The organism is Nostoc sp. 'Peltigera membranacea cyanobiont' 232 (assembly GCF_002245985.1).
Taxonomy (GTDB): Bacteria; Cyanobacteriota; Cyanobacteriia; order Cyanobacteriales; family Nostocaceae; genus Nostoc.
Map to the genome: position 1 here is coordinate 1 of NZ_NOLK01000065.1, position 18,406 is coordinate 18,406.

The window sequence follows — 18,406 nt, forward strand, 5'->3', positions numbered from 1 at the left end:
CCAGTTCTTTGACCAGAATCAATGATTTCCAATACCTCAATGATGTGCGGCATTACTTTTGTGGTTGTGGCTGTTCACCTGCTGCCGGCTGCTGCACTAGATAGCCAAGAATAGCCGTAGCAATGCCCCCAATAGTGCCAGCAGTGGAGTGATTGAGAATACCAGCGCTACCGAGCAAACTCGAACCACCTGCAATCAAGCCAAAAATTGTGCTTAAAGTGTTCAAAGTAGATTTAGACATTTTATTCTTCCTCTGTGTTTTCTTCGTATTCTCGAATTGTGAAATTCCCGCCTTTCTGTAGAAAGCGCTGAATATCCCTTGTATAAAAGAGCAGCCTTTTGAACTTATGATTAATCTTTTGATCAAGCTGTCCGAGTACCATTTGAACTACATCTTTTCGGTTTACATATTCCTGAATATGTAAATCCAAAGTCCGGTCAAGTCGGGCAATCTTTTCAGTATTGCTCGCCTGCTCTTTAAGCGCTTTCTCAATTTGGGTAATTGAAGATGAAATAGTGTTCATCTTACTGATGACTCGGATAGCTACCCCAGACAAGATGGATATACTAACAAGAGTTGCTAAGAATATCTCTGTAGTTTCTAGGGTTATAACTATCCCTTGCTGTGGATTAGCGGTAACTGCAATAGTGCTTTTTGGAGTGTTCATCATTGTATCCAAACTCCAACGGATACAGTTTTAAAGTAAGTGGGAAAACTAATATCTATTGAGTAGTTAGAAATCACTTGAGGGAAAACGATGATGTTTCCCCCAAGCCCAATCTTTTTAGAGAAAGTAATCCACGGAGTTGAGCCATCTAGCCCGGTCAAGACTTTCTGATCCAGCCATGCCCCGGTGTACCAAGTCGGTTTAGCATTCTCTGTCGAAATCTTAATTGCGACAACTTGGGCATTTAGAAGGCTTGGTACACCGGGGCATGCGGGAATGTAGCCACTAGAAGAGGTAAAATCACCATTGCCCACAGAAGTCCAGCCACTAGATAAATCCATACTTACTAGCAGATTTTATTTAATGAACTTAATCAACAATCATTTTCCTAGTTTCGATTACTGCTCCAACTGGTTTACCATTGAATTTACCAGTGCCTTTCCAACCTAAGCCAACAATTCCACCATCAGCTTTCTTTTCTTCAACAGTTGACGATTTAGATGCGGCATAGCGAACTCTTTTGATTGCGACAACTTTTCCGTTATCAGAATCTTTAAGTTCAACTTCGGCAGTTCTGACAATCTCATGTAAAATCAAGTCGCCTATATCAGTAAGTACAACTTGTCCACGATGAGTTTCAGAAACATCGGTAATGCCTGTAGCGGTTTTCCAGTCAGGATCTTCATAAAGCTTTTTGGCACCCCGAAAATAAAAGGTAAATGGTTTTTCAGTTCCATCAAGTGCAAGTTGAGTACCAGTAACCGCTAACGTTGCGTAAAGTCCAGGTGTATCAGCCATATTAATTACTCCTATTAACTGCGATAGATTTTATACAAAATTACGATGCGTTTTCACGCTTGCAGATTTGACATAAAGGTTGCCAATCTGCTTGCCAATCATGTTTTTGAAAGGTTTAGTGGCAGGGCACATTACTATCTTGCGTTTTGTGATTTTCTCGGTTGCTGTTGTTGCAAGACCAACACTAATTTTGTGTGCAAGACCATTTTTTTCTAGTTCGGCAATTGAACTTTGACGTAAGCTAGCTGGGGCAGGGCTTGGCATATCACTCAACCCAACCATGTCTTTAATGCCTTCATAGACATTGCTGTCAAGATGCAAAGCATAATTAATTGAATCTATTGTCAGCAAATAAGATTTAAGAATTACTGCCATATACTAAGTTTCCGTTGTTGCACACTTATTACGTTGTCGCGGTTATTACATTGCATTCTAAGTTGCACAACGACTGCTCAACGGATTAGGAACCCTTAAGGGTTCCTATAGCTACGACTGCATAACGGAGCATGTCAGTGTCAGTCGTGTTGAGTGAGAGCGACAAACTGACCGTTCTTGAGCCGTCCTACTAACTCATACACTTTGTTTTCTGTCCCCCAAACAGTCATGTATGCCTTGTATGCTTTAACAGTTATATTTGGCCGCCATACAGGAGCATCTTGTTGTTTACCAAGAATGGTTATTTGTTCGGGTGTGACCAAGTTATTGCGTTTAGGTGTGGTGGTTTTAAATAAATTATCATTCCACGTTTTATCAATAGCTTGTACTACGTATTTAGCTACTCTTTCAGCTTCAGTAGAATCAATGCAATAAAGTTGCAGATGTAGCCCGTCAGTTGGGGAGTTATACCAACCAATAACTTTCCCCTTATTAAAATTAAATATATTATTTTGAAAAAACTTTTGAAAAACTAGTGTGGCTGCATTATTGATTTTTGTAAAAGTCAAGGATTGACTGGTTTCACCCATTAATCGCCAACTAATACGTGCATCTTTAGGCTGTTTCCCTCTAGGAGTTGCAATGAAATCTTGGCGAAACTCTATTGAGATTTCTGGGTGATAAGTAACCTCTGAATCATAAGTAGTTTTCGGCTGTCCAATAATAATTGGTTTGTTTTGAATTTTCAGAACTTGATAATAAAAGAATGATTGTCGTTGTGTAGCAACTTGCATTGAGTCTTGAGAGGTTATCAGACAAATATTTTTTGCAGCGTTACGCCCAGAATCAGCAGAAGTGTCCCCGAAGTGTGCATTAACTTCTGCATTATAAGAAGTGCCATTAATTAGACCCTGGCGAATTAATGCCCAGTTTCTAACACCACTCACGCTAAATCCTCCCAGGTGAAATTAGGGGTGGTTAATTGATTAATTTCCTGTGTTCGTTGAGTTGTCGCTTCAGTTATTGCTGTTTGGATAGCAGTATTGAGATTTGATGTCTCTGTATTAATTTGTTGTGATAAGGCTGTTCCTGTTTGAGGTGTTTCGGTAGCAACAGTTGCAGAAGCATCTAAGATGCTACCAGTAACTAGTTGAGCAATAATTCCTGATTTTAGAGATACATTGGGAGGGAAGTATTGCCAATTACCTTCTGACAAGATGCCATCATCCTGTAAGGCATTAAATCCCTTCCCGACAACGTTAATTGTTTGCTCTGTGGCATTCATCAGGCTTGATGCAATATCACGAACTTCATTCAAAAGGTTAGCGAAGCCACTTCCAGAGCCAATTTTGCAGGTAGCTCCATCAGCAATTGCAGCTTGTTCAAACTTTAATCTTTCAGCTTCTTCTGTTCCTTGAATTACTGAAACTGTTCTCGTGCTATATGTCGGGCTATTATTAGCATCACAGCCTGTAAATACTTGAACGGTTATTGTTGATGTTTGCACTGGTTTGTCTGGTTTATTTTCAATTTCATTTTGCAAATCAGTAACTGACTTTGCAAGGGCATTAATATTAGCATTACTCTGAATTTCATTTCCAAGTAATTGGCCTATTAATCCTTGATCGACGATGCTAGCTGTAGTCAGTGCGGCAAGAGTAGAAATTAATGCCGGATTAGTAGCAGATGTTGCCCCTACTGTTTTAAGCTCAGTTTCTGCCAGCTTTGCAGATGTTTCAAGCTCGGTTTGTGCAAGTCTGGTAGCTGTTGATAGTTCAGTTTCTGCAAGGCGAGTGGCTGCTTCAATCTCAGCTTTAGCAGAGGATTGAATACTATCGGCAGTTGCTCTAATCTCATCCTTTACTAAGTTACCCACACCTTCAAGTTCAGATTTCTCAGAATCAGCTACTGATTTAACTTCATCCTTTACTAAGTTACCCACACCTTCAAGTTCAGATTTCTCAGAATCAGCTACTGATTTAACTTCACTTTTGGCAGTATCAGCAACTCCTTTGAGTTCAGTTTCTGCCGATTCAGCAGTTGCTTTCACTTCACTTTTGGCAGTATCAGCAACTCCTTTAAGTTCAGTTTCTGCCGATTCAGCCGTTGCTTTCACTTCACTTTTGGCAGTATCAGCGACTCCTTTAAGTTCAGTTTCTGCCGATTCAGCAGTTGCTCTTACCTCACTTTTGGCAGTATCAGCAACTCCTTTGAGTTCAGTTTCTGCCGATTCAGCCGTTGCTTTCACTTCACTTTTGGCAGTATCAGCAACTCCTTTAAGTTCAGTTTCAGCCGATTCAGCAGTTGCTTTCACTTCACTTTTGGCAGTATCAGCAACTCCTTTAAGTTCAGTTTCAGCCGATTCAGCAGTTGCTCTTACCTCACTTTTGGCAGTATCGGCTGCTGCCTCAACCTCACTTTTAGCTGAATTAGCTGCTGCTTCAATTTCGGATTTAACAGAACTACCTATCCCTTCTACCTCAGATTTAACAGAACTACCGACTCCTTCAACTCCAGATTTAACAGAGCTACCGACTCCTTCAATTTCGCCTTTAGCTGAACTACCGACTCCTTCAATTTCTCTAACACCTATTCCTACTACCTCCCCAATTTCTTTTAGTGCAGCTAAAACAGCCGCAGCTATCGCTGCTGGCACGGCACTCTCTATTATTCCTGCTATTACAGGTGTCGCTGCGGCTAAAAGTTCTGGAAGAACGATCGCAAATAATGCCGCAGCTAAATCGGCAATAATTAATCCATCTATTTCCTGCTGTAATATTTCAATTCTTCTCAAAAGTTCGCCATCATTTATTTCAATTGCTCCACATCGCTCATTTACAAGATGTATTTGTGCTTGTAAGTTGGTGATTTTAGCTTCTAATTCAGCGCAACAATTACATTGATGCCCGGAGCAATTGCTGATATTTGAAAGTGAGGTAATTAAGGATTGACCAGCACTAGACATCTAACAAACCTCACTACCAATTTTAGAAATCAGGGCTTCAACTGAATCAAATTCGCCTTGGTCAATACATACCTTACCGTCAGGACAAAATGTTGTCGGGTCAACGCATTTTTTCCCGCTAGCGCAAGCACCACCGTTTGCACAAACGGCTTGGCAATCACTCAATGATTGATACAAACCCGGTGTATTGTAAGTTGTTTTTGGCGTACAAGTACCGTTGATACAGTCATAGGAAATGCTTGCAGTTGGTGATGAGCAATTTGGATCTGTTTTTGTAAACTATTTCGATTTCGTGTAAATCCGTGCCGAAGGCTGTCCATAAAGTCCAGGTGTTGATAATAAAATTCTTCCATCTGTTCCTGTTGCTTTTAAGTCAGCTGCACCACCTCCAAGCTGTATCCAAGTAGGATTGTCTAATTCATAGCCACTAACAATATCTGTGCCGTCAGAGGATGGGCTGCCAGACCACCCATCATCTAAGTACCAAGTACCGGCACAACCTCTAGGATCTGTTGCATTAGCCATTAATTTTAAACAGCGTTAGGGTCAAAGGTTGGAGCGGTATAAATCCCATAAAAGCGTTCAGAATATTGAAATTGAGTTCTAGCAACGCCATTTTTTGTAATCGGTGAAGAAATGGTTAACGCACTGTCAACTAAAACTGATTGGTCAGTATTTGCAGAAATCCAAGCATGAGCAAAACTAACGATCGCTGCATACAGTTCCAAAGCGGTTGGATTTGCACTAGTCAAAGCCGGTAATGATGTCAAAGGAATTTCTAATATTTTGGGAGTCCCAGAGAAAGTAGCGGTCGCACCAAACAAATCAGTGATTCCAGGTTGCATACAACAAATTTTTTTGAAGTGAATAAATCCGTTGTATGCGTTAATCAAATCCGTGTAAATGTTCCAGTTTTATGTAAAACAAGCACAATCACCGAGGACGTGTAAGCCTTGCTGTTAATAGGATTGAACCGAATATTTCTATTACTCAAAATTAGAAATATTCCGGTTTAACCACTCTCAATGGTTAAACCGGAACAGGCAGAAGTTAAAAATAATATGAAAAATAATCGAAATGGACAAGCCGCAGTTTTGACCGACGCGGATTATTCCAAAATTCGTAAGCAGATCCGCTCTCAAAAGTATAAGTTGCTTTTGGATCTTGCTTGGTACACCGGGGAACGCTGGGGGGCACTGGTAAAGTTAAAACTTCTTGATGTCTACAACGTTGATGGTACACCCAGGGATTATATNAACTTCCGGGCCAGGACTCGCAAGGCTACCCCGAATGGAAAGCGCCAAACTCGCCAAGTGCCGGTTCACGATACTTTGACTGAGTTGCTAGCAGCGTATAAGCCTGTACCTGGCTCCGTTTGGTTATTTCCATCCAGGGAACCAGATAAAGCTATGGGTCTGAGGGCTGCTGACCAAATTTTGCGTACANCTGTTGAAAGAGCCGGGCTTGGAGCTAAAGGCATATCGACTCATTCCACCCGCCGGAGTTTTATTACCAAGCTGGCGAACCGAGGCGTAAGTCTGGCAACTATCAAAAAAGCAACGGGTCACACCGATTTGAAAGTGCTTGCACGTTACATCGAGGTGAGTGACGACGATGTTAGAAACGCGATCGCAACTCTATGATCAGCAAACTCCTATTCCTGCAAATCGAAATCTTTCTTGAGTCCTTTGAGGCTGGCAAGTATGACCATCCACTCTTTCTAGCTATGACTCTGGAGTGTTTGGCGAATCATGCATGGGATGAAGTTGACCGAATTTACCCCAATCTGTGACAAAGTTTCTATGAGCAGGTAAGCTCAAATCACAAATTAGTCACAGCGCGATCGCACTTTAATCTCTTGATAAGTGCGCTCGCATTTATTAAATCGGAGAACAATATGCCTACTGCAATCAAAGAAACGACTGTCCAAGAACTGATTCAAGAATTGCAAAACTTTCCAAATGATGCACAAGTCCGCCTCAAAGATGGTGAGGATCTTGCATATCTCATCGTTGGCTTTCAAGCTGGCTCTGAATGCGTGACTATCATCCTTGCTGACGACGATAGCAACGAGGACGACGGCGACGGTGAGGAATAAACCCAAATACACAGGGGTTCCGCTACGCTAACAATGATGTAGTCTCATGCAAGCAACTGCTAACATGAGCTTTTTTATACTTGTCGATCGCACTCTACCGGATTATAATTAGCCGCTCAATTTTCTGAGTTGACTCGACTGGTAGGGGCCATAAGAGTCTGTGCCTGTCCTGGTTTTCCCCTCAATCCAGATACCACCTGGGTAAACAGCGCTAATTGTGAATACTCTGTCAATGAATTTCTTGTGTTCGCTCAGAACTGCGACCTCATCGCCAACCTTGAACTCTGGCAGGGGGTAAAGTTCAGACAACTTGACCCGAATTTTATCTGTAGGATTCCCAGCCTGGTAGACTTCGGCTTCTGGCAGGGATTTAAAAAGCTTCCGCACCATTACTTGGTTATTCAGCCTCGGCGACCAGTAAATACCCTTTTCCTGAAAATCTGCTTGTTTCAGGGGAGAGGGTGGCAGAGGATCACCCCCCGGATCACTCTGGAGAAAACTGCCAGAGTCCTTGGTTGGCAATGCTTTAACGGCTATTTGGCTAGTATGTATATTTTCGCACAGGATCACCAAAGGATCACCCACTGGATCACCTCCAAGATTGTTATCTGGTAAAGGGTTCAGCCAAAGGTGATCCTTGACCCCCCCCTTGTGTTCAGAAATTTCTGTGCTGGGAATTTTTTCGCTATTTTCACCACTCCGAGGATCACCTTCGGCTGTATCGCTTACCGTGTCTACATTTTTAGGGTGATCCGAGGGGTGATCCTGGGGTGATCCTCTCTTTTTTATACCAACTCCTAAATCGTTCTGTAAGCTAGTTTCAGCAAGACTTACAGGATGTGAAGAGGGGTGATCCGAGGGGTGATCCTTTGGTGATCCTTCGTAGGACAGGAAATAAACGTTCGCTTTCCCCGGCTGGCGAAAGACGCTGATTAACCCATCAGCCGATAATTCTCCAAGATAGCGACGAGCATAAGCTTTGGAAATGCCTAGCCGATGGGCTATCTCTTCACTGGTGAATTTGATATTTCTGTGAGATGACAATAGTTCTAAGGTGCTTTCTTTGGCAGATTGACCGGGCCCGCCGAGTTCGTCTCCCTCTTCACCTAGGAAGGTAAAGCTTAGGTCTTCGGAGTTGAACATGAGGCGATATTTCTTGCCGCTTGAGCGCGATCGTGATTTGTCGATCTCTAAAATGCGATCGTAAGCTGTGGCAGTCTGGCTCTTGTCCTTGGATAACGTCCAAACCTCACTTACTGCATTTCTAATTGCTGTTGTTCCACGAACACCACCTTCCTTATTCGTGTGGTGAACGATTACAAAGGTGACTTTGTACTGGTTGGCCAACCCGGTCATCTCCAAAATGGGGCGGGCATATTCCATTTCTGACTCGCGGTAAATAGAGAAGCGGTTGGCAGTTGATAGCGAGTCGATGAAAACAAGCTCTGGCTGGAACTCCTTTAAATCCTGGATGAGTGTTGGCATGTTTTCAGTACTCCAGCCAAAACGCACCCGCACATATTTACTGATGTCGTCTTCTGAGTAACCAAGTGTTTCGAGCGCTTGCAGCATGTCGCCCTCGCTTTCGTCACCTTGGTAGTAGAGAATGCGGCGCTTTTCTCCAGTTGCCTGAAACGGGCCGAACTTGGAACCTTGGATCAAAATCTTGCCAATTCCATAAGCAAGTTTTGTTTTGCCAACTCCACCATCTGAAGCTAATAAGATAGTTGTGCTTTTGGGGACTAAGCCATTAAGTAGCCATTCTCGAACTGTCGAGCCTGCCAACTCTTTTAGTTCTTCGTAAGTGAGTAATTTACTACATTGGTCAGTCAAACTTTTGAGATAAAAGCGCTCTAAGAAGTTTATAGAAACTTTGCATTCATTAGCTAAATGGTGGAGTCTGAAAAATCTAAAAGATGGCTCAACACAGGTTGTATAAATAGAGTACAACTCATTAAGTAATCTGCTGTGTTGTGCGCGTAAATTCTCTTCCTTTGTCTGAAAAGATGGAGTATCAGTTATTGACTTTAGTCTATCAGTAACTGAGGAAATAATTTCTGGTAGTCCTAGTTCTGTTGAATATCCTAATGTTGATATGTCATATCCCATTCGGATGATATCGCGTAGAACTGCCTTCTCTATAACCAATGCGGCTAGGTGATCTATGTTTAGAGCAGTTGGAATCACTAGGCTAGCAAGTTTGTTTCTTCCACCAATCTTACCAAGAATACCGTGGTCATTCAACCAGCTAGTAACAGTCAATAAATCTATTTCTTTAGACTTATTAGATAGCTTTAAACAAGCTTGATAAATGTCTCTATGGGCACTGAGATAGAAGTGTTCGGGCTTTAATCTATCCTTGATGCGATGCATAGCTTCAGGGTCTAATAATATACCACTTAACACTGCTTCTTCAGCTTCTATATTGCAAGGTGGTAATTTGTCTGAATTGTGGCTGAAGCTTATGCGTTCTTGGGGGAATGGGTAGATACCTTGTGTCATTTCTCTACCGCCCAATTAGCTAGCTTTGAATTATTTGATGTGATAGAATATGCAAAAGTGAAGGCTATTCTATCGCCTAATCTTTCTAAGTATTTGTTCATTTTTTACTAATGTTTTACTAGGTTTGATTCACCAATCTCTAAGTTGGTGAGTTTTTTTTGCGTGTGATAAATTGCTTAGTTCCTATTGAAACCTTGTCAATAATTGCAATCTAATCAATCGGAAAGTTGCAGGTAAAGAAGAAAATCGTCTAATTCTTGTTCAGTCAACAGCGAGCGCGATCGCACTCCGTAATATCTCACTAAATGCTCTCGACCCTGGTCAACCGTCCAGCCCAATCGCTGCATCTCGGCATCCGTCTTGTTCATTAGGTCGCGGAAGTTTGGGTAAGTTGGTTCATTGTCATTGGTCATTAGTCATTGGGGATTAGATATTCCGTCTTTTGCGCTTTATCTCTGCTCCTGCCTCCCTAAATCGATCTACTAGCGAGGCGTTCTCTCGGAATAGCTCTGGCAAGCTATGTAATGTAATTGCTGCTAAAAATGTGGCTTCATCGGGTTTTAAGTCTGGGTCAACAGTGCGGATGTAGTCGATTAGCGCTCTTTTATGACTCTCGTCGGATAAAAATCATCCACCCTTATTTTTAAGGACTTTGATGAATTTAGGCGTAGGTTGGGTTGAGGAACGAAACCCAACACCAACAATCTCTGGTTTTGTTGGGTTTCACTTCGTTCAACCCAACCTACGAATATTTTATTTTTTCGGAGTAATAAAAGAGCGTTAGTTGGTCTAACGCATAAATGGCTAGAATTCTTGCGTCAACCGCCTTTGCCGAGACTTTGTATTTTCTAGTCATTAGTAAATTGCGATCGCACTTAAACAGCAGTGAAGTCAACGTAATAGTCGGTGTCCACAGCAAATTGAGCAAATGCCGCAGGATTACAGATTTGGAGTTCAATGTGACCGGCTGGTGTGTACTTCCAAAAGGTCAGGTTTTCTTCACTGGCTGAGTTGGTTACTGGGGTGAGAACTACTGTTGCTGTTTGGGTTTCGTGGTTGAGAGTATTTGAAAGGCAGGTGAATTTAGCTCTGATCATTGGTTTTATTCCTTGGTGGTCTGGGAAAGATTAGGGAAGGCGGATCGAGTTGGCGCTTGATCCGCCATTTTGTTTACCGAAAGAGAACATCTAAATGAAAAATGCAATCATCTTGAGTGGCAATGAAGTAATCGGCATTGCTAAAGAAATGAGCTTTGTGAATGCCAATCTTTTAAAGTTTGAGGAGATAGACAGACACATCGGAGAAGCTATAAAGTCGAATTTTCCTAATTACAGGGTTTGGACTGCTGAACTTCAGGGATGCGATGGCGTTGGTGCTGAGGTTCTCCAACCGGGAAAAGATTGGCAGAAGGGGAGGCTCAAACTAGTGATCAGCTATCGTGTGGAATTTACTCCTGACAAAGTGCCTGGGACAGAATCTCCTTTAGACGGTCTCCGATCGCAACTCAACCCCGAATAATCACAGATGCGTCGCCGACTAAGGGAAGTAGGCGACATATTCCTGAGAAAGCCGTCCTTCCCAGAGCAGGCAGGGCGGCTTATTAGCTATTAGTTATCAAGTGTTGGCTCAGTCATTGGGGTTGGCGGCCCGAAGTGATCAGGTAATTCATCGGATGTAATTTCCAGTTTTTTGAGCAAGGTCTTGTACTGAAAAGGAGTAAGTTTTGGTATGGATCTTCCGCTCTCCCAGTTGCTTACGGTATTTACTGTTACTCCCAGAGCATCGGCAAGTTCTTTTTGAGTGACAAATCGAAGCGTTCTGAGTCTCATGAGTGCTGACAAGGGCTTTTTCGCCATCTTAACTTAAATCAATTGGTATGAACAGGTTGATATTTTTTCCAAATTGATTTAGAGTTGACGAGAGTCTTACCTAAATCAATTTGGATAAGAAATACAAAAAAATGCAGGCACAACATAGGTTGAGTGCCTAGAAATACCTGCATTTTTCCCTAGTCTCTCACTCGGAATGCAACCAAGTAGAGATAGCAGCCTACCGCCATTGACGCATTAAAAGACCTGCTAGCGCTGAGTAAGTATCAAAGACCTGCTAGGGGAAATTGACAAATGACAACTGCATTCACCCATAAGTCGTAGCGTCGCGGGGTTAGCAGTCTGAACACGTAGCTCTCATCCATGCTGAATGTATAAAACCAACAATCAACTACTAGTGACCAATGGAGGAACTGACACCAAACCAATTAAATGAAGCGAGAAATTGGATAAAAGATTGCTGCCCCTGGGGCGATCTAGAAGAACACCAAGTTGACGAGTTAACAGATGAGGAGGTAACAGCAGGCATTGAAAGACATTTTTCTGGTGGAATCAGCGAATTTAAAAAGTCTTTACCACCAGAGGGAGAGTGAAAAGGCGATCGCGCTCAGGGTATGAGGACTGCGATCGCCAAGTGCAAACAAAAAATTTGAAATGCGATTAAGGAGATTTTACCAATGTCTAGACCGTTAGGCTACTACACAAATTACAGCCCAGGAGATGATTCCCTCCTGGAGCGAGTGCAGGAAAAATACGGTAGCGGTTTCGAGAAAATGTCCAAGCGAGAAAAGCTCTCTATATTGATGATTCTTGCATCCAGCATTGGATGCCAATTGGAGGGCGGCGTTAGGGGTGAGATTTACGCTGTTGCAAGAGAGATGACAGATCAGCTTTCACTTTCCGACCAGGCAGGAATTATGGAAGCGATTATTTCCCAATTCAGATGGGGGCAGAATGCAGAACCTGTACACCACTCCTGATGCTGCCAGACTGACTGGCATCCCCGAAAGCACAATTCGCAGTTGGTTACGCCGACATCCTGGGGTATTCCAGTTTGAAGTTCACGTTGTCGCCGATGAGCATGGGGTCAAGCTGTGGACTGAATCGGGAATTGAACTGCTGCACAGCCGACGTGCAACGAAAACTGCAACGGATGACGATGCAGAAACTGATGCAGAAACTGATGCACCCGATTTACTTGAGTCACTCCTGGAAGAAGATGCACAGCGACTCGCCAACGAATATTGGCGACTGCTGCCCGGTCGAACATTGCAACGGATTAAACAGATGCGGGACAATCCCACACCTGAACAACGCCAAATAGTGCAATTATCAGTCCGCGCCGCAATCAACGCCGGAACAGAGCATCTACTCTTACCCACATATCAGCCGATGTTGCTAGAGGGAGGAGATGAAACAGACTAAACGGCAAGTCACCAGTAAAGTTGTCCCGTTCACTGGGGAGTTTTACCCAGATGTAACAGAACCCGCACCAGCAGGAAATAACCTAGCTGCATTTTTAGTCATCATTGCAGCTGCACTGGTTGCCGGCTTGAGCATGGGTGCAATCTCCACATACCAGAGCGCGGATCAAGTGCAACTGCGCCAGATGAAAGCTCAAAGCCAACAGCTTGAGAAGGTCAAAAGTCAGGTTTGTAATAGATAGGAGTAAACAATGGGAATCCTCGCACGCATTACCAACGCTGCAAAGTCCAGCAACAAGAGTAATGAATCATCCCTCTCTACAGGGGGCCACGGAATTGATAAAAATCGGGTGCTTGCCCCAACAGATCCAGATGTGGTAAACCCAGTGAACGCGGGAACCTGGGAGACTGTGAGGACAGCACCAGTAAATCATACACCACGGTACTTTAACAAAGCTGAGGCTGATGCACTCAAACAAATTGCAACTCAGAAGAGAGAGGAAGCGCGTCAGGCTAAACGCGCCTACAAATCTCTCAAAAAGCTCGAACAATCTGATGCACAGGTACACACTGCTCATCGCAACTACATTAAAGGAGTTGCCGACAGCGAACTGACTAAAAAACGGTCTGACGCTTCCACTGCAAGACATTTGCACACGCTCAGACCTGAGTATGCAAAGTTAGGTTTTGGTCTAGACCGCGCTGAGAACAAAGCCCAGCAACGCATTGAAGAGTTAAAAGCCAAAGTCAAGGACAAATACTAATGGCAAAGGCGGTACACCTGGGGGCTTGGTTCCTTCTGGGGTGTATCGCCTCTAGCTCTGTGGCTTGGCTAGGGGCGCTGCATCCTGCTTTGTTTCGAGTGATGTGGGTAGTGTACATCATGTGTTGCGCTGGACTGGTTATCGCTCTACTCACAGATGATGCTGTTAGGCCCTTTCTTAAACTGTCTGAACCGGATTATTACGCCCTGCTGATTGCGATCGCAGTTTCGATTGTTTTGGGAGGGATGCTGTCATGGCTGATAGGTGGGTGAAAACCAACTGTTTGTTAGCTAGTGCGACAGCTTTTTGGCTAACTGCACTTTCTCCAGTTCCAGCGATCGCAAAGGGAGTTAGCTACAGTTTGGCGCTTGTTGCATCAGTGCAACTCGTCCAGGAGTCGCGGCGGCTGATAGTCCAGGATGCTCGACGTGCAGCACTAGCGGCTATGAACCAAGAGCTAGAGCAAACCGAATTCGCACTGCATACCCAGCAGCAAGAGCAAGCGCTTTACGAAGTCTATGGCGATGCACCGACTTACCCGCCGGAAGTCGATCGGGAATTAAAAACCAGCCTAGAACACTTGTACAAAGAGCCGAGCGCAGATCGTAGCGGTGAAACTTCCACTTCCACTTCCCAGGAAAAAGCGTTCTATCTGGCGATTAAGTCACTTTTGGAAGTCAAAGGTAAAACCCATGTTATTGAGGAAATTTTCAAAATGGGTGGTCGTCAGTGGAACGAAGCAGAACGTCTGTTGCAGCAAATTTTAGAGGAGGGACAGAGGAATGGATGGTAAATATCGTGTGGAATTAACTTACAAAAATGGGGATGCAGATGTAAATAGGTCTTTTGAGATGAGCAAGGAGGAATTGGCAGTACATTTCCCAAAAGAAATAGCGATTCTAGAAAACTCCCCATGCAGCGCTGTTAGCCTGCCCGATCAGTATGGAGGAATCACCCTAGAAAAAGTGAAAAGCTAGTTAATTCAATTGCGATCGCGCTTTTTGGGAGTGCGATCGCAATTTCATCTACCAGTGTCAAAAATATCACACAACTGTTATGGGAGCTATTGACCGAGGAAAGGAAATTATCAAGGAGGCGATTCGAGCGACTCAAGCAGGTTTAGTGGCTCGAATCCCGGTTGCAGATGAACCAAATTTAGTTGTATTTGAACGAGCATTGAGAGCGGCAGATGTTCAGCGAATGCTTATCCAGAAAGGGGTTAGGGTTGAATTTTATTTTCCTGAAGCACCAGTGGAGCAAGCCAAAAAATCTATGTTGCAAGTTATCAGGAGTGCATCGGCTGAAATTCAAGAGATTATATTTCCTTATTTGGCTGAAGATTACGCAGATGCGGAGATAGCTTTAGCTAGTCCAGAAGTGCAACGAGCGCTCAATCGACGTGGTATTACTGCATCACTGAGGCTGGAATCTCAACCGCAAATAGTTATCGCTACTATCGACCAAGCCATTAGTAGTGAGTTTAATAGATATTTTCGTGAACGGGAATGAATATGACAGATAATTCATCATTCAATCAAGAGGAATCTGATAAATATAAAGCTGCTTTTAAACAGCTTAGTAATACAAATACCATTCCTCTACTAATTTCTGAACTAGCTGCTTTTATGCTAATTGCTCAACTTCAATTAGCATTTCGGCATCCAAACAATATTGGTGAAAGCAGGGATGTAGTAAGAAAATCAATTGAACCAATAGTTGATTATTTTACTGGTGATGTTAGAGAAATCTTAGAAAGAGGTTTTCATCCAGAATTTGACATAGACACTACACCACAACCAGATCCATCATGGGATTATTGCGAAACCTGGCAATTATTACACACTATCAAAAATAAAATTGATGCCGGAATAAAGTTTATATCTGGTGAAGAACTAGCAGACAACACAAGTGATGAAAAGCTTAAGCAAATACTTGAGCCAGCTTTAGAACAGCTAGAAGAGGTTATCGAAAATCACTTAACAAATTATTCAGATGACGATGAGTAAGCCATCAATGGATGAGTCCGTTACTATTCCCAAGGATTTGTATGTACTAAACACTTTAGCTATGGGAGTAGCTATACAAATTATTGCCAAACTAACTGGGGAAACTATAGAAGACTGGAAAGAATATGTAGGGGCAAAAGCTGGCGAACAATACCGCGAGCTATCTGCTGAAAAAATTCAAGAAATTGTTGAGTCTCTGGATAACGAAAGAACCGCCTGATGAATCGCAATTGCGATCGCGCTAACCATAGCGCGGGCTACCTGACACAGTAGCCGAAACGGTGGAATCAACCACCGTCGCGGGTTGTGTCCAAAGCACCCGCCCCACTGTTTTTATAGGGAGTGGGGCGTTAAACCAAGATTGCACCTCCATTTATGGGGTGTTGACAGTTTCAAGCGCACCCTCCCTAAAACTACCGGGTTAAACCCAGCGTTAAGAGTGAATCGCGCCCCTCGTGTGTGGGGTGTTAGGGGATTCAAGCGTACAAACTGGGCTTTGAAATGATTCGTGGTAGCAACACGAATGTCAAAAAAAACCCCGATTAATCAGCCGAACCATGACAATTAAATCTATTAGATCCTTGGGAGTTGATGTTAGTAAGTCAAGCGTAACTTGTCATATTTTAACACAATACCCCATAGGTGGATTGAAGACCTATTGGCAAAAAAATAGGACTAAAGCTAATACTTTATTCCCTAGTTTTTACTCCAGTCCGAAGCGTAAAAGCAAGCAGAAATCAGTTTTTGATTTTGCTGATTATGTAATAGAGAATAAGCCTGATGTGGCAATACTTGAGCCAACAGGGAATCATTACTCAAGGCTTTGGGCCAGAATCCTGGAAAGCTTAGAAATTAAGATCCTTTGGGTTGGTCATATTGAACTGAGGCGTTATCGCGGTGGTAAAAACTTACCCAATAAATCTGACGAGGCTGACGCTTTAGCTATGGCTGCTTACGGTGTGGATCAAGAAAATTATCTAGAATCTGGTGAACTTAACCCACGCCAGTTTCTAATGCACCGTCCGCAGATCATTGATGATCTGCGCGAACTGGTACAGCAACTCGAACATCTTGCCCGTGTTCAATCACCGATCGTTAACTACACTCGCCAGGTTTTAGCATGGCAATTTCCAGAAAAGGCACACAGCGAAAGTCGAAGCACCAAATTAGGTAACGTTCCGCCGTTATGGGGTTGGTTAGCAGAAAGGGAGCTAGAGGTACACCCACAGAGTTACAAATCCATATCAAAGATTTACCGGGAATCGGCGGCGGTGCAATTTGAGCTAGGCATAGATCCATCTGTCAGGCTTCATGCTGACTGGCTTTGCGATATCGACATCGAGGAGCAGCGACTAGAAACTAAACTCAAGTCGCTGGTCAATGATGAACAGTTCAAAACCTATAACCAGATTTTCGATCAGTTCAGTTTTGGTTTGAGAATTCGGGCCAGGCTGCTGAGTCGAATCTATCCGTTTGAAGCGTTTCTCAGCAATGGGAAACAGTTGATTGAGCGGGAAGTAAGGGAGGTGAAGAAAAAACAAGTCACCCGCGAGAATGGTAAATCTGTGGTGAAATTCCTACCAGGCGACGTGAAAAGGGTTAAGCGCAACCGTTCGCGTGACGCTTTTAAGCTCAGGCTGGGTATGGGAACTGTCTTAGAGCAGTCTGGTGACAAATTAGTTGAAAAAGGAGCCGGCAGCGCCCTTTGTCGAATGAACTTCTGGCAGCACGTAATCACCAAAATTGAAGTTGATGGGCGGCTGCCTGATAATGCCATCGGTAATGAGATTGCTGTTTACAAGGAAACGCTCAAAAAGAATGTTGACGGTTCTGGCAAGCAGCTGCTCAACGGCAAGCACTTGCAAAATAAGCTGATGTCTAAAGTTGCAAATCTTCTGTTTCGGGAATTGTCGAGAGCGATCGCGGTTCACGAGCAAAACTAGTTAAGCATCCAGTGGACGCGATCGCAGTGTTCACTGGACTAATAAAATGTGACAAAAACGGAATTATGCCTAAAGAAAAATTTACCTGTAGTGACTGTTCTGGCGAAGGCGAAGTCTCGCTTTCAAGCCGAAGCGGACAAGTAACTGTTCGATTCCCTCCTAACTGCCATGCTGACTGCTCGCTTGCAAAACTTTTACTGAATAAAAAGTGACGTTTTAGGAATTATGACCAATGCGATTTAAAAAATTTGATAATCCCTACCATGCAGCTATTGACCGGGTATCGCGTATTTTGTCGCCCAAGACAATCTATAGAATTTTAACAGAGGGTTATTTCTTAGGTTTTCAGAAATTACCCCCAGATGTTTTTGTAGCGGCTTGTATTATTGTTTGTTTACACAGGATTTGTCATAGTTTACATGCTTTGTTTAGTTTTGCGAATTCTGAATTATGAATTGGTACTACAGACTAGAAGGGCATACACCTGTTGCTGTTGATTTAAGGGAGGAGTGGAATTTATGGCTGGCATCAAGTAACACAACAGTTATGCTAAATGAAATCAAAGATTGTATGATTTCAACTGTTTTTGTTGGCATGGACTTGAATCTTGGTTGTGGTGAGCCGATGTTTTTTGAAACTTTAGTCATGGGCGGCGCACTCAATGGAAAAAGGAATCGCTACTCAGCTTGGGACGAAGCAATACAAGGGCATCTGAAAATATGCACTGAAGTTTTTAAGCTTTCTCCCTAAATTACTAGAGTGAATAAGATTAAACTCGAAGATATTACCCTAAACCACATCAAAATTTTAAAAGCAGTAGATGACTGTGGTAGCTTCTCTAAAGCAGCCCAAAAATTAGGGTATAGTCAAGCATTAATTAGTAAAAAAGTCAAACAAATAGAGGATTATTTCGGAGTAATTCTCCTAAATCGCTCTCCTGGCTCTATATGCTTGACTAATAAAGGCAAAAAATTGATTTCCCAGACATTTAATGTAGTATAAACTGTAGAAAATCTGCAAGAAGAATTTCAGAC

At 43.0% G+C, this 18,406-nt stretch carries 32 protein-coding genes; 18 read left to right on the top strand and 14 right to left on the bottom strand.

Translation table 11 applies throughout. From position 1 onward, the window contains the following. Nucleotides 1–52: 52 nt before the first annotated feature. The 10 genes from CDG79_RS21020 to CDG79_RS21060 all read right to left on the bottom strand — a co-directional run bounded on the left by CDG79_RS21020 (nucleotide 53) and on the right by CDG79_RS21060 (nucleotide 5,651). Complete coding sequence (locus CDG79_RS21020; RefSeq protein ID WP_094343854.1) at nucleotides 53–241, bottom strand: hypothetical protein; 189 nt, start codon at nucleotides 239–241, stop codon at nucleotides 53–55. Nucleotide 242: 1 nt separating this feature from the next. Next, entirely contained in the window at nucleotides 243–671 is a 429-nt protein-coding gene (locus tag CDG79_RS21025; protein WP_094343855.1) for a hypothetical protein, read from the bottom strand. Beyond that, nucleotides 668–1,009 carry a hypothetical protein gene (locus tag CDG79_RS21030; protein WP_094343856.1) on the bottom strand — a complete coding sequence of 114 codons (342 nt, stop codon included), beginning with the start codon at nucleotides 1,007–1,009 and terminating at the stop codon, nucleotides 668–670. The genes CDG79_RS21025 and CDG79_RS21030 overlap by 4 nt, the downstream gene beginning before the upstream one ends. A gap of 28 nt (nucleotides 1,010–1,037) precedes the next feature. Beyond that, nucleotides 1,038–1,466, bottom strand: a complete 429-nt coding sequence (locus CDG79_RS21035) for a hypothetical protein (RefSeq protein ID WP_094343857.1) — start codon at nucleotides 1,464–1,466, stop codon at nucleotides 1,038–1,040. A gap of 30 nt (nucleotides 1,467–1,496) precedes the next feature. Continuing rightward, the gene (locus CDG79_RS21040) at nucleotides 1,497–1,841 is read right to left on the bottom strand and encodes a hypothetical protein (protein WP_094343858.1); all 345 of its coding nucleotides are present in this window, start codon (nucleotides 1,839–1,841) and stop codon (nucleotides 1,497–1,499) included. 140 nt (nucleotides 1,842–1,981) lie between these two features. Then, nucleotides 1,982–2,788 carry a hypothetical protein gene (locus tag CDG79_RS21045; RefSeq protein ID WP_094343859.1) on the bottom strand — a complete coding sequence of 269 codons (807 nt, stop codon included), beginning with the start codon at nucleotides 2,786–2,788 and terminating at the stop codon, nucleotides 1,982–1,984. Next, nucleotides 2,785–4,806, bottom strand: coding sequence for a hypothetical protein (locus CDG79_RS21050; RefSeq protein WP_094343860.1), 2,022 nt, complete (start codon nucleotides 4,804–4,806; stop codon nucleotides 2,785–2,787). Before CDG79_RS21050 ends, CDG79_RS21045 begins: the two co-directional genes overlap by 4 nt. After that, the gene (locus CDG79_RS42560) at nucleotides 4,807–4,971 is read right to left on the bottom strand and encodes a hypothetical protein (protein WP_223278236.1); all 165 of its coding nucleotides are present in this window, start codon (nucleotides 4,969–4,971) and stop codon (nucleotides 4,807–4,809) included. Between the two features lie 114 nt (nucleotides 4,972–5,085). After that, a complete protein-coding gene (locus CDG79_RS21055; protein WP_094343861.1) occupies nucleotides 5,086–5,331 on the bottom strand; it encodes a hypothetical protein in 246 nt (81 codons plus the stop codon). A gap of 5 nt (nucleotides 5,332–5,336) precedes the next feature. After that, nucleotides 5,337–5,651 (bottom strand): hypothetical protein, encoded by a 315-nt coding sequence (locus CDG79_RS21060; protein ID WP_094343862.1) that lies wholly within the window; start codon nucleotides 5,649–5,651, stop codon nucleotides 5,337–5,339. Between the two features lie 216 nt (nucleotides 5,652–5,867). Here CDG79_RS21060 and CDG79_RS21065 point away from each other — a divergent pair, with 216 nt between their 5' ends. The 3 genes from CDG79_RS21065 (at nucleotide 5,868) to CDG79_RS21070 (ending at nucleotide 6,904) form a co-directional block, all read left to right on the top strand. Then, entirely contained in the window at nucleotides 5,868–6,449 is a 582-nt protein-coding gene (locus CDG79_RS21065) for a tyrosine-type recombinase/integrase (protein ID WP_094343896.1), read from the top strand. Then, a complete protein-coding gene (locus CDG79_RS42565) occupies nucleotides 6,446–6,598 on the top strand; it encodes a hypothetical protein (RefSeq protein WP_189525071.1) in 153 nt (50 codons plus the stop codon). Before CDG79_RS21065 ends, CDG79_RS42565 begins: the two co-directional genes overlap by 4 nt. A 105-nt stretch (nucleotides 6,599–6,703) precedes the next feature. Further along, the gene (locus tag CDG79_RS21070) at nucleotides 6,704–6,904 is read left to right on the top strand and encodes a hypothetical protein (RefSeq protein ID WP_094343863.1); all 201 of its coding nucleotides are present in this window, start codon (nucleotides 6,704–6,706) and stop codon (nucleotides 6,902–6,904) included. A 108-nt stretch (nucleotides 6,905–7,012) separates the two neighbouring features. Here the strand turns inward: CDG79_RS21070 and CDG79_RS21075 are convergent, their stop codons facing one another. From CDG79_RS21075 to CDG79_RS21085, 3 genes are all read right to left on the bottom strand, one after another. Continuing rightward, on the bottom strand, nucleotides 7,013–9,406 hold the full coding sequence (locus CDG79_RS21075; protein ID WP_094343864.1) for a DnaB-like helicase N-terminal domain-containing protein: 2,394 nt from the start codon (nucleotides 9,404–9,406) through the stop codon (nucleotides 7,013–7,015). 215 nt (nucleotides 9,407–9,621) lie between these two features. Then, nucleotides 9,622–9,819 carry a hypothetical protein gene (locus CDG79_RS21080; RefSeq protein WP_094343865.1) on the bottom strand — a complete coding sequence of 66 codons (198 nt, stop codon included), beginning with the start codon at nucleotides 9,817–9,819 and terminating at the stop codon, nucleotides 9,622–9,624. Nucleotides 9,820–10,281: 462 nt separating this feature from the next. Further along, nucleotides 10,282–10,503, bottom strand: coding sequence for a hypothetical protein (locus CDG79_RS21085; RefSeq protein WP_094343866.1), 222 nt, complete (start codon nucleotides 10,501–10,503; stop codon nucleotides 10,282–10,284). A 94-nt stretch (nucleotides 10,504–10,597) separates the two neighbouring features. On the opposite strand from CDG79_RS21085, the gene CDG79_RS21090 reads away from it, so the two are divergent. Then, on the top strand, nucleotides 10,598–10,924 hold the full coding sequence (locus CDG79_RS21090) for a KGK domain-containing protein (protein WP_094343867.1): 327 nt from the start codon (nucleotides 10,598–10,600) through the stop codon (nucleotides 10,922–10,924). Between the two features lie 89 nt (nucleotides 10,925–11,013). On the opposite strand, the gene CDG79_RS21095 is transcribed toward CDG79_RS21090, so the two are convergent. Further along, the gene (locus tag CDG79_RS21095; protein ID WP_094343868.1) at nucleotides 11,014–11,262 is read right to left on the bottom strand and encodes a helix-turn-helix transcriptional regulator; all 249 of its coding nucleotides are present in this window, start codon (nucleotides 11,260–11,262) and stop codon (nucleotides 11,014–11,016) included. 377 nt (nucleotides 11,263–11,639) lie between these two features. Here CDG79_RS21095 and CDG79_RS21100 point away from each other — a divergent pair, with 377 nt between their 5' ends. From CDG79_RS21100 to CDG79_RS43900, 14 genes are all read left to right on the top strand, one after another. Beyond that, nucleotides 11,640–11,828: a hypothetical protein gene (locus tag CDG79_RS21100; protein WP_094343869.1), complete on the top strand. Its 189-nt coding sequence runs from the start codon at nucleotides 11,640–11,642 to the stop codon at nucleotides 11,826–11,828. Between the two features lie 84 nt (nucleotides 11,829–11,912). Next, nucleotides 11,913–12,215 carry a hypothetical protein gene (locus tag CDG79_RS21105; RefSeq protein WP_094343870.1) on the top strand — a complete coding sequence of 101 codons (303 nt, stop codon included), beginning with the start codon at nucleotides 11,913–11,915 and terminating at the stop codon, nucleotides 12,213–12,215. Then, nucleotides 12,190–12,660: a helix-turn-helix domain-containing protein gene (locus tag CDG79_RS21110; RefSeq protein ID WP_094343871.1), complete on the top strand. Its 471-nt coding sequence runs from the start codon at nucleotides 12,190–12,192 to the stop codon at nucleotides 12,658–12,660. The genes CDG79_RS21105 and CDG79_RS21110 overlap by 26 nt, the downstream gene beginning before the upstream one ends. Further along, on the top strand, nucleotides 12,647–12,901 hold the full coding sequence (locus tag CDG79_RS21115) for a hypothetical protein (protein ID WP_094343872.1): 255 nt from the start codon (nucleotides 12,647–12,649) through the stop codon (nucleotides 12,899–12,901). Before CDG79_RS21110 ends, CDG79_RS21115 begins: the two co-directional genes overlap by 14 nt. A gap of 9 nt (nucleotides 12,902–12,910) precedes the next feature. Beyond that, complete coding sequence (locus tag CDG79_RS21120) at nucleotides 12,911–13,423, top strand: hypothetical protein (RefSeq protein WP_094343873.1); 513 nt, start codon at nucleotides 12,911–12,913, stop codon at nucleotides 13,421–13,423. Then, nucleotides 13,423–13,695, top strand: a complete 273-nt coding sequence (locus CDG79_RS21125) for a hypothetical protein (protein ID WP_094343874.1) — start codon at nucleotides 13,423–13,425, stop codon at nucleotides 13,693–13,695. The genes CDG79_RS21120 and CDG79_RS21125 overlap by 1 nt, the downstream gene beginning before the upstream one ends. After that, complete coding sequence (locus CDG79_RS21130) at nucleotides 13,677–14,216, top strand: hypothetical protein (protein WP_094343875.1); 540 nt, start codon at nucleotides 13,677–13,679, stop codon at nucleotides 14,214–14,216. Before CDG79_RS21125 ends, CDG79_RS21130 begins: the two co-directional genes overlap by 19 nt. After that, nucleotides 14,206–14,400 (top strand): hypothetical protein, encoded by a 195-nt coding sequence (locus CDG79_RS21135; protein ID WP_094343876.1) that lies wholly within the window; start codon nucleotides 14,206–14,208, stop codon nucleotides 14,398–14,400. Before CDG79_RS21130 ends, CDG79_RS21135 begins: the two co-directional genes overlap by 11 nt. Before the next feature lie 79 nt (nucleotides 14,401–14,479). Beyond that, complete coding sequence (locus CDG79_RS21140; protein WP_094343877.1) at nucleotides 14,480–14,932, top strand: hypothetical protein; 453 nt, start codon at nucleotides 14,480–14,482, stop codon at nucleotides 14,930–14,932. A gap of 2 nt (nucleotides 14,933–14,934) precedes the next feature. Then, on the top strand, nucleotides 14,935–15,429 hold the full coding sequence (locus CDG79_RS21145; protein WP_094343878.1) for a hypothetical protein: 495 nt from the start codon (nucleotides 14,935–14,937) through the stop codon (nucleotides 15,427–15,429). Then, on the top strand, nucleotides 15,422–15,649 hold the full coding sequence (locus CDG79_RS21150; RefSeq protein ID WP_094343879.1) for a hypothetical protein: 228 nt from the start codon (nucleotides 15,422–15,424) through the stop codon (nucleotides 15,647–15,649). The genes CDG79_RS21145 and CDG79_RS21150 overlap by 8 nt, the downstream gene beginning before the upstream one ends. 337 nt (nucleotides 15,650–15,986) lie before the next feature. Continuing rightward, complete coding sequence (locus CDG79_RS21155) at nucleotides 15,987–17,372, top strand: IS110 family transposase (protein ID WP_094343880.1); 1,386 nt, start codon at nucleotides 15,987–15,989, stop codon at nucleotides 17,370–17,372. A gap of 450 nt (nucleotides 17,373–17,822) precedes the next feature. Then, a complete protein-coding gene (locus CDG79_RS21165) occupies nucleotides 17,823–18,122 on the top strand; it encodes a hypothetical protein (protein WP_094343882.1) in 300 nt (99 codons plus the stop codon). 9 nt (nucleotides 18,123–18,131) lie between these two features. After that, nucleotides 18,132–18,374, top strand: a complete 243-nt coding sequence (locus tag CDG79_RS43900; protein ID WP_223278237.1) for a helix-turn-helix domain-containing protein — start codon at nucleotides 18,132–18,134, stop codon at nucleotides 18,372–18,374. Nucleotides 18,375–18,406 lie beyond the last annotated feature (32 nt).

Excerpts from the sequence above, each read along its gene's own strand:
- CDG79_RS21020 (WP_094343854.1), bottom strand. The coding sequence starts at position 241 with ATGTCTAAATCTACTTTGAACACTTTAAGCACAATTTTTGGCTTGATT.
- CDG79_RS21025 (WP_094343855.1), bottom strand. The coding sequence starts at position 671 with ATGATGAACACTCCAAAAAGCACTATTGCAGTTACCGCTAATCCACAG.
- CDG79_RS21030 (WP_094343856.1), bottom strand. The coding sequence starts at position 1,009 with ATGGATTTATCTAGTGGCTGGACTTCTGTGGGCAATGGTGATTTTACC.
- CDG79_RS21035 (WP_094343857.1), bottom strand. The coding sequence starts at position 1,466 with ATGGCTGATACACCTGGACTTTACGCAACGTTAGCGGTTACTGGTACT.
- CDG79_RS21040 (WP_094343858.1), bottom strand. The coding sequence starts at position 1,841 with ATGGCAGTAATTCTTAAATCTTATTTGCTGACAATAGATTCAATTAAT.
- CDG79_RS21050 (WP_094343860.1), bottom strand. The coding sequence starts at position 4,806 with ATGTCTAGTGCTGGTCAATCCTTAATTACCTCACTTTCAAATATCAGC.
- CDG79_RS21055 (WP_094343861.1), bottom strand. The coding sequence starts at position 5,331 with ATGGCTAATGCAACAGATCCTAGAGGTTGTGCCGGTACTTGGTACTTA.
- CDG79_RS21060 (WP_094343862.1), bottom strand. The coding sequence starts at position 5,651 with ATGCAACCTGGAATCACTGATTTGTTTGGTGCGACCGCTACTTTCTCT.
- CDG79_RS42565 (WP_189525071.1), top strand. The coding sequence starts at position 6,446 with ATGATCAGCAAACTCCTATTCCTGCAAATCGAAATCTTTCTTGAGTCC.
- CDG79_RS21070 (WP_094343863.1), top strand. The coding sequence starts at position 6,704 with ATGCCTACTGCAATCAAAGAAACGACTGTCCAAGAACTGATTCAAGAA.
- CDG79_RS21075 (WP_094343864.1), bottom strand. The coding sequence starts at position 9,406 with ATGACACAAGGTATCTACCCATTCCCCCAAGAACGCATAAGCTTCAGC.
- CDG79_RS21080 (WP_094343865.1), bottom strand. The coding sequence starts at position 9,819 with ATGACCAATGACAATGAACCAACTTACCCAAACTTCCGCGACCTAATG.
- CDG79_RS21085 (WP_094343866.1), bottom strand. The coding sequence starts at position 10,503 with ATGATCAGAGCTAAATTCACCTGCCTTTCAAATACTCTCAACCACGAA.
- CDG79_RS21090 (WP_094343867.1), top strand. The coding sequence starts at position 10,598 with ATGAAAAATGCAATCATCTTGAGTGGCAATGAAGTAATCGGCATTGCT.
- CDG79_RS21095 (WP_094343868.1), bottom strand. The coding sequence starts at position 11,262 with ATGGCGAAAAAGCCCTTGTCAGCACTCATGAGACTCAGAACGCTTCGA.
- CDG79_RS21100 (WP_094343869.1), top strand. The coding sequence starts at position 11,640 with ATGGAGGAACTGACACCAAACCAATTAAATGAAGCGAGAAATTGGATA.
- CDG79_RS21105 (WP_094343870.1), top strand. The coding sequence starts at position 11,913 with ATGTCTAGACCGTTAGGCTACTACACAAATTACAGCCCAGGAGATGAT.
- CDG79_RS21110 (WP_094343871.1), top strand. The coding sequence starts at position 12,190 with ATGCAGAACCTGTACACCACTCCTGATGCTGCCAGACTGACTGGCATC.
- CDG79_RS21115 (WP_094343872.1), top strand. The coding sequence starts at position 12,647 with ATGAAACAGACTAAACGGCAAGTCACCAGTAAAGTTGTCCCGTTCACT.
- CDG79_RS21120 (WP_094343873.1), top strand. The coding sequence starts at position 12,911 with ATGGGAATCCTCGCACGCATTACCAACGCTGCAAAGTCCAGCAACAAG.
- CDG79_RS21125 (WP_094343874.1), top strand. The coding sequence starts at position 13,423 with ATGGCAAAGGCGGTACACCTGGGGGCTTGGTTCCTTCTGGGGTGTATC.
- CDG79_RS21130 (WP_094343875.1), top strand. The coding sequence starts at position 13,677 with ATGGCTGATAGGTGGGTGAAAACCAACTGTTTGTTAGCTAGTGCGACA.
- CDG79_RS21135 (WP_094343876.1), top strand. The coding sequence starts at position 14,206 with ATGGATGGTAAATATCGTGTGGAATTAACTTACAAAAATGGGGATGCA.
- CDG79_RS21140 (WP_094343877.1), top strand. The coding sequence starts at position 14,480 with ATGGGAGCTATTGACCGAGGAAAGGAAATTATCAAGGAGGCGATTCGA.
- CDG79_RS21145 (WP_094343878.1), top strand. The coding sequence starts at position 14,935 with ATGACAGATAATTCATCATTCAATCAAGAGGAATCTGATAAATATAAA.
- CDG79_RS21150 (WP_094343879.1), top strand. The coding sequence starts at position 15,422 with ATGAGTAAGCCATCAATGGATGAGTCCGTTACTATTCCCAAGGATTTG.
- CDG79_RS21155 (WP_094343880.1), top strand. The coding sequence starts at position 15,987 with ATGACAATTAAATCTATTAGATCCTTGGGAGTTGATGTTAGTAAGTCA.
- CDG79_RS21165 (WP_094343882.1), top strand. The coding sequence starts at position 17,823 with ATGAATTGGTACTACAGACTAGAAGGGCATACACCTGTTGCTGTTGAT.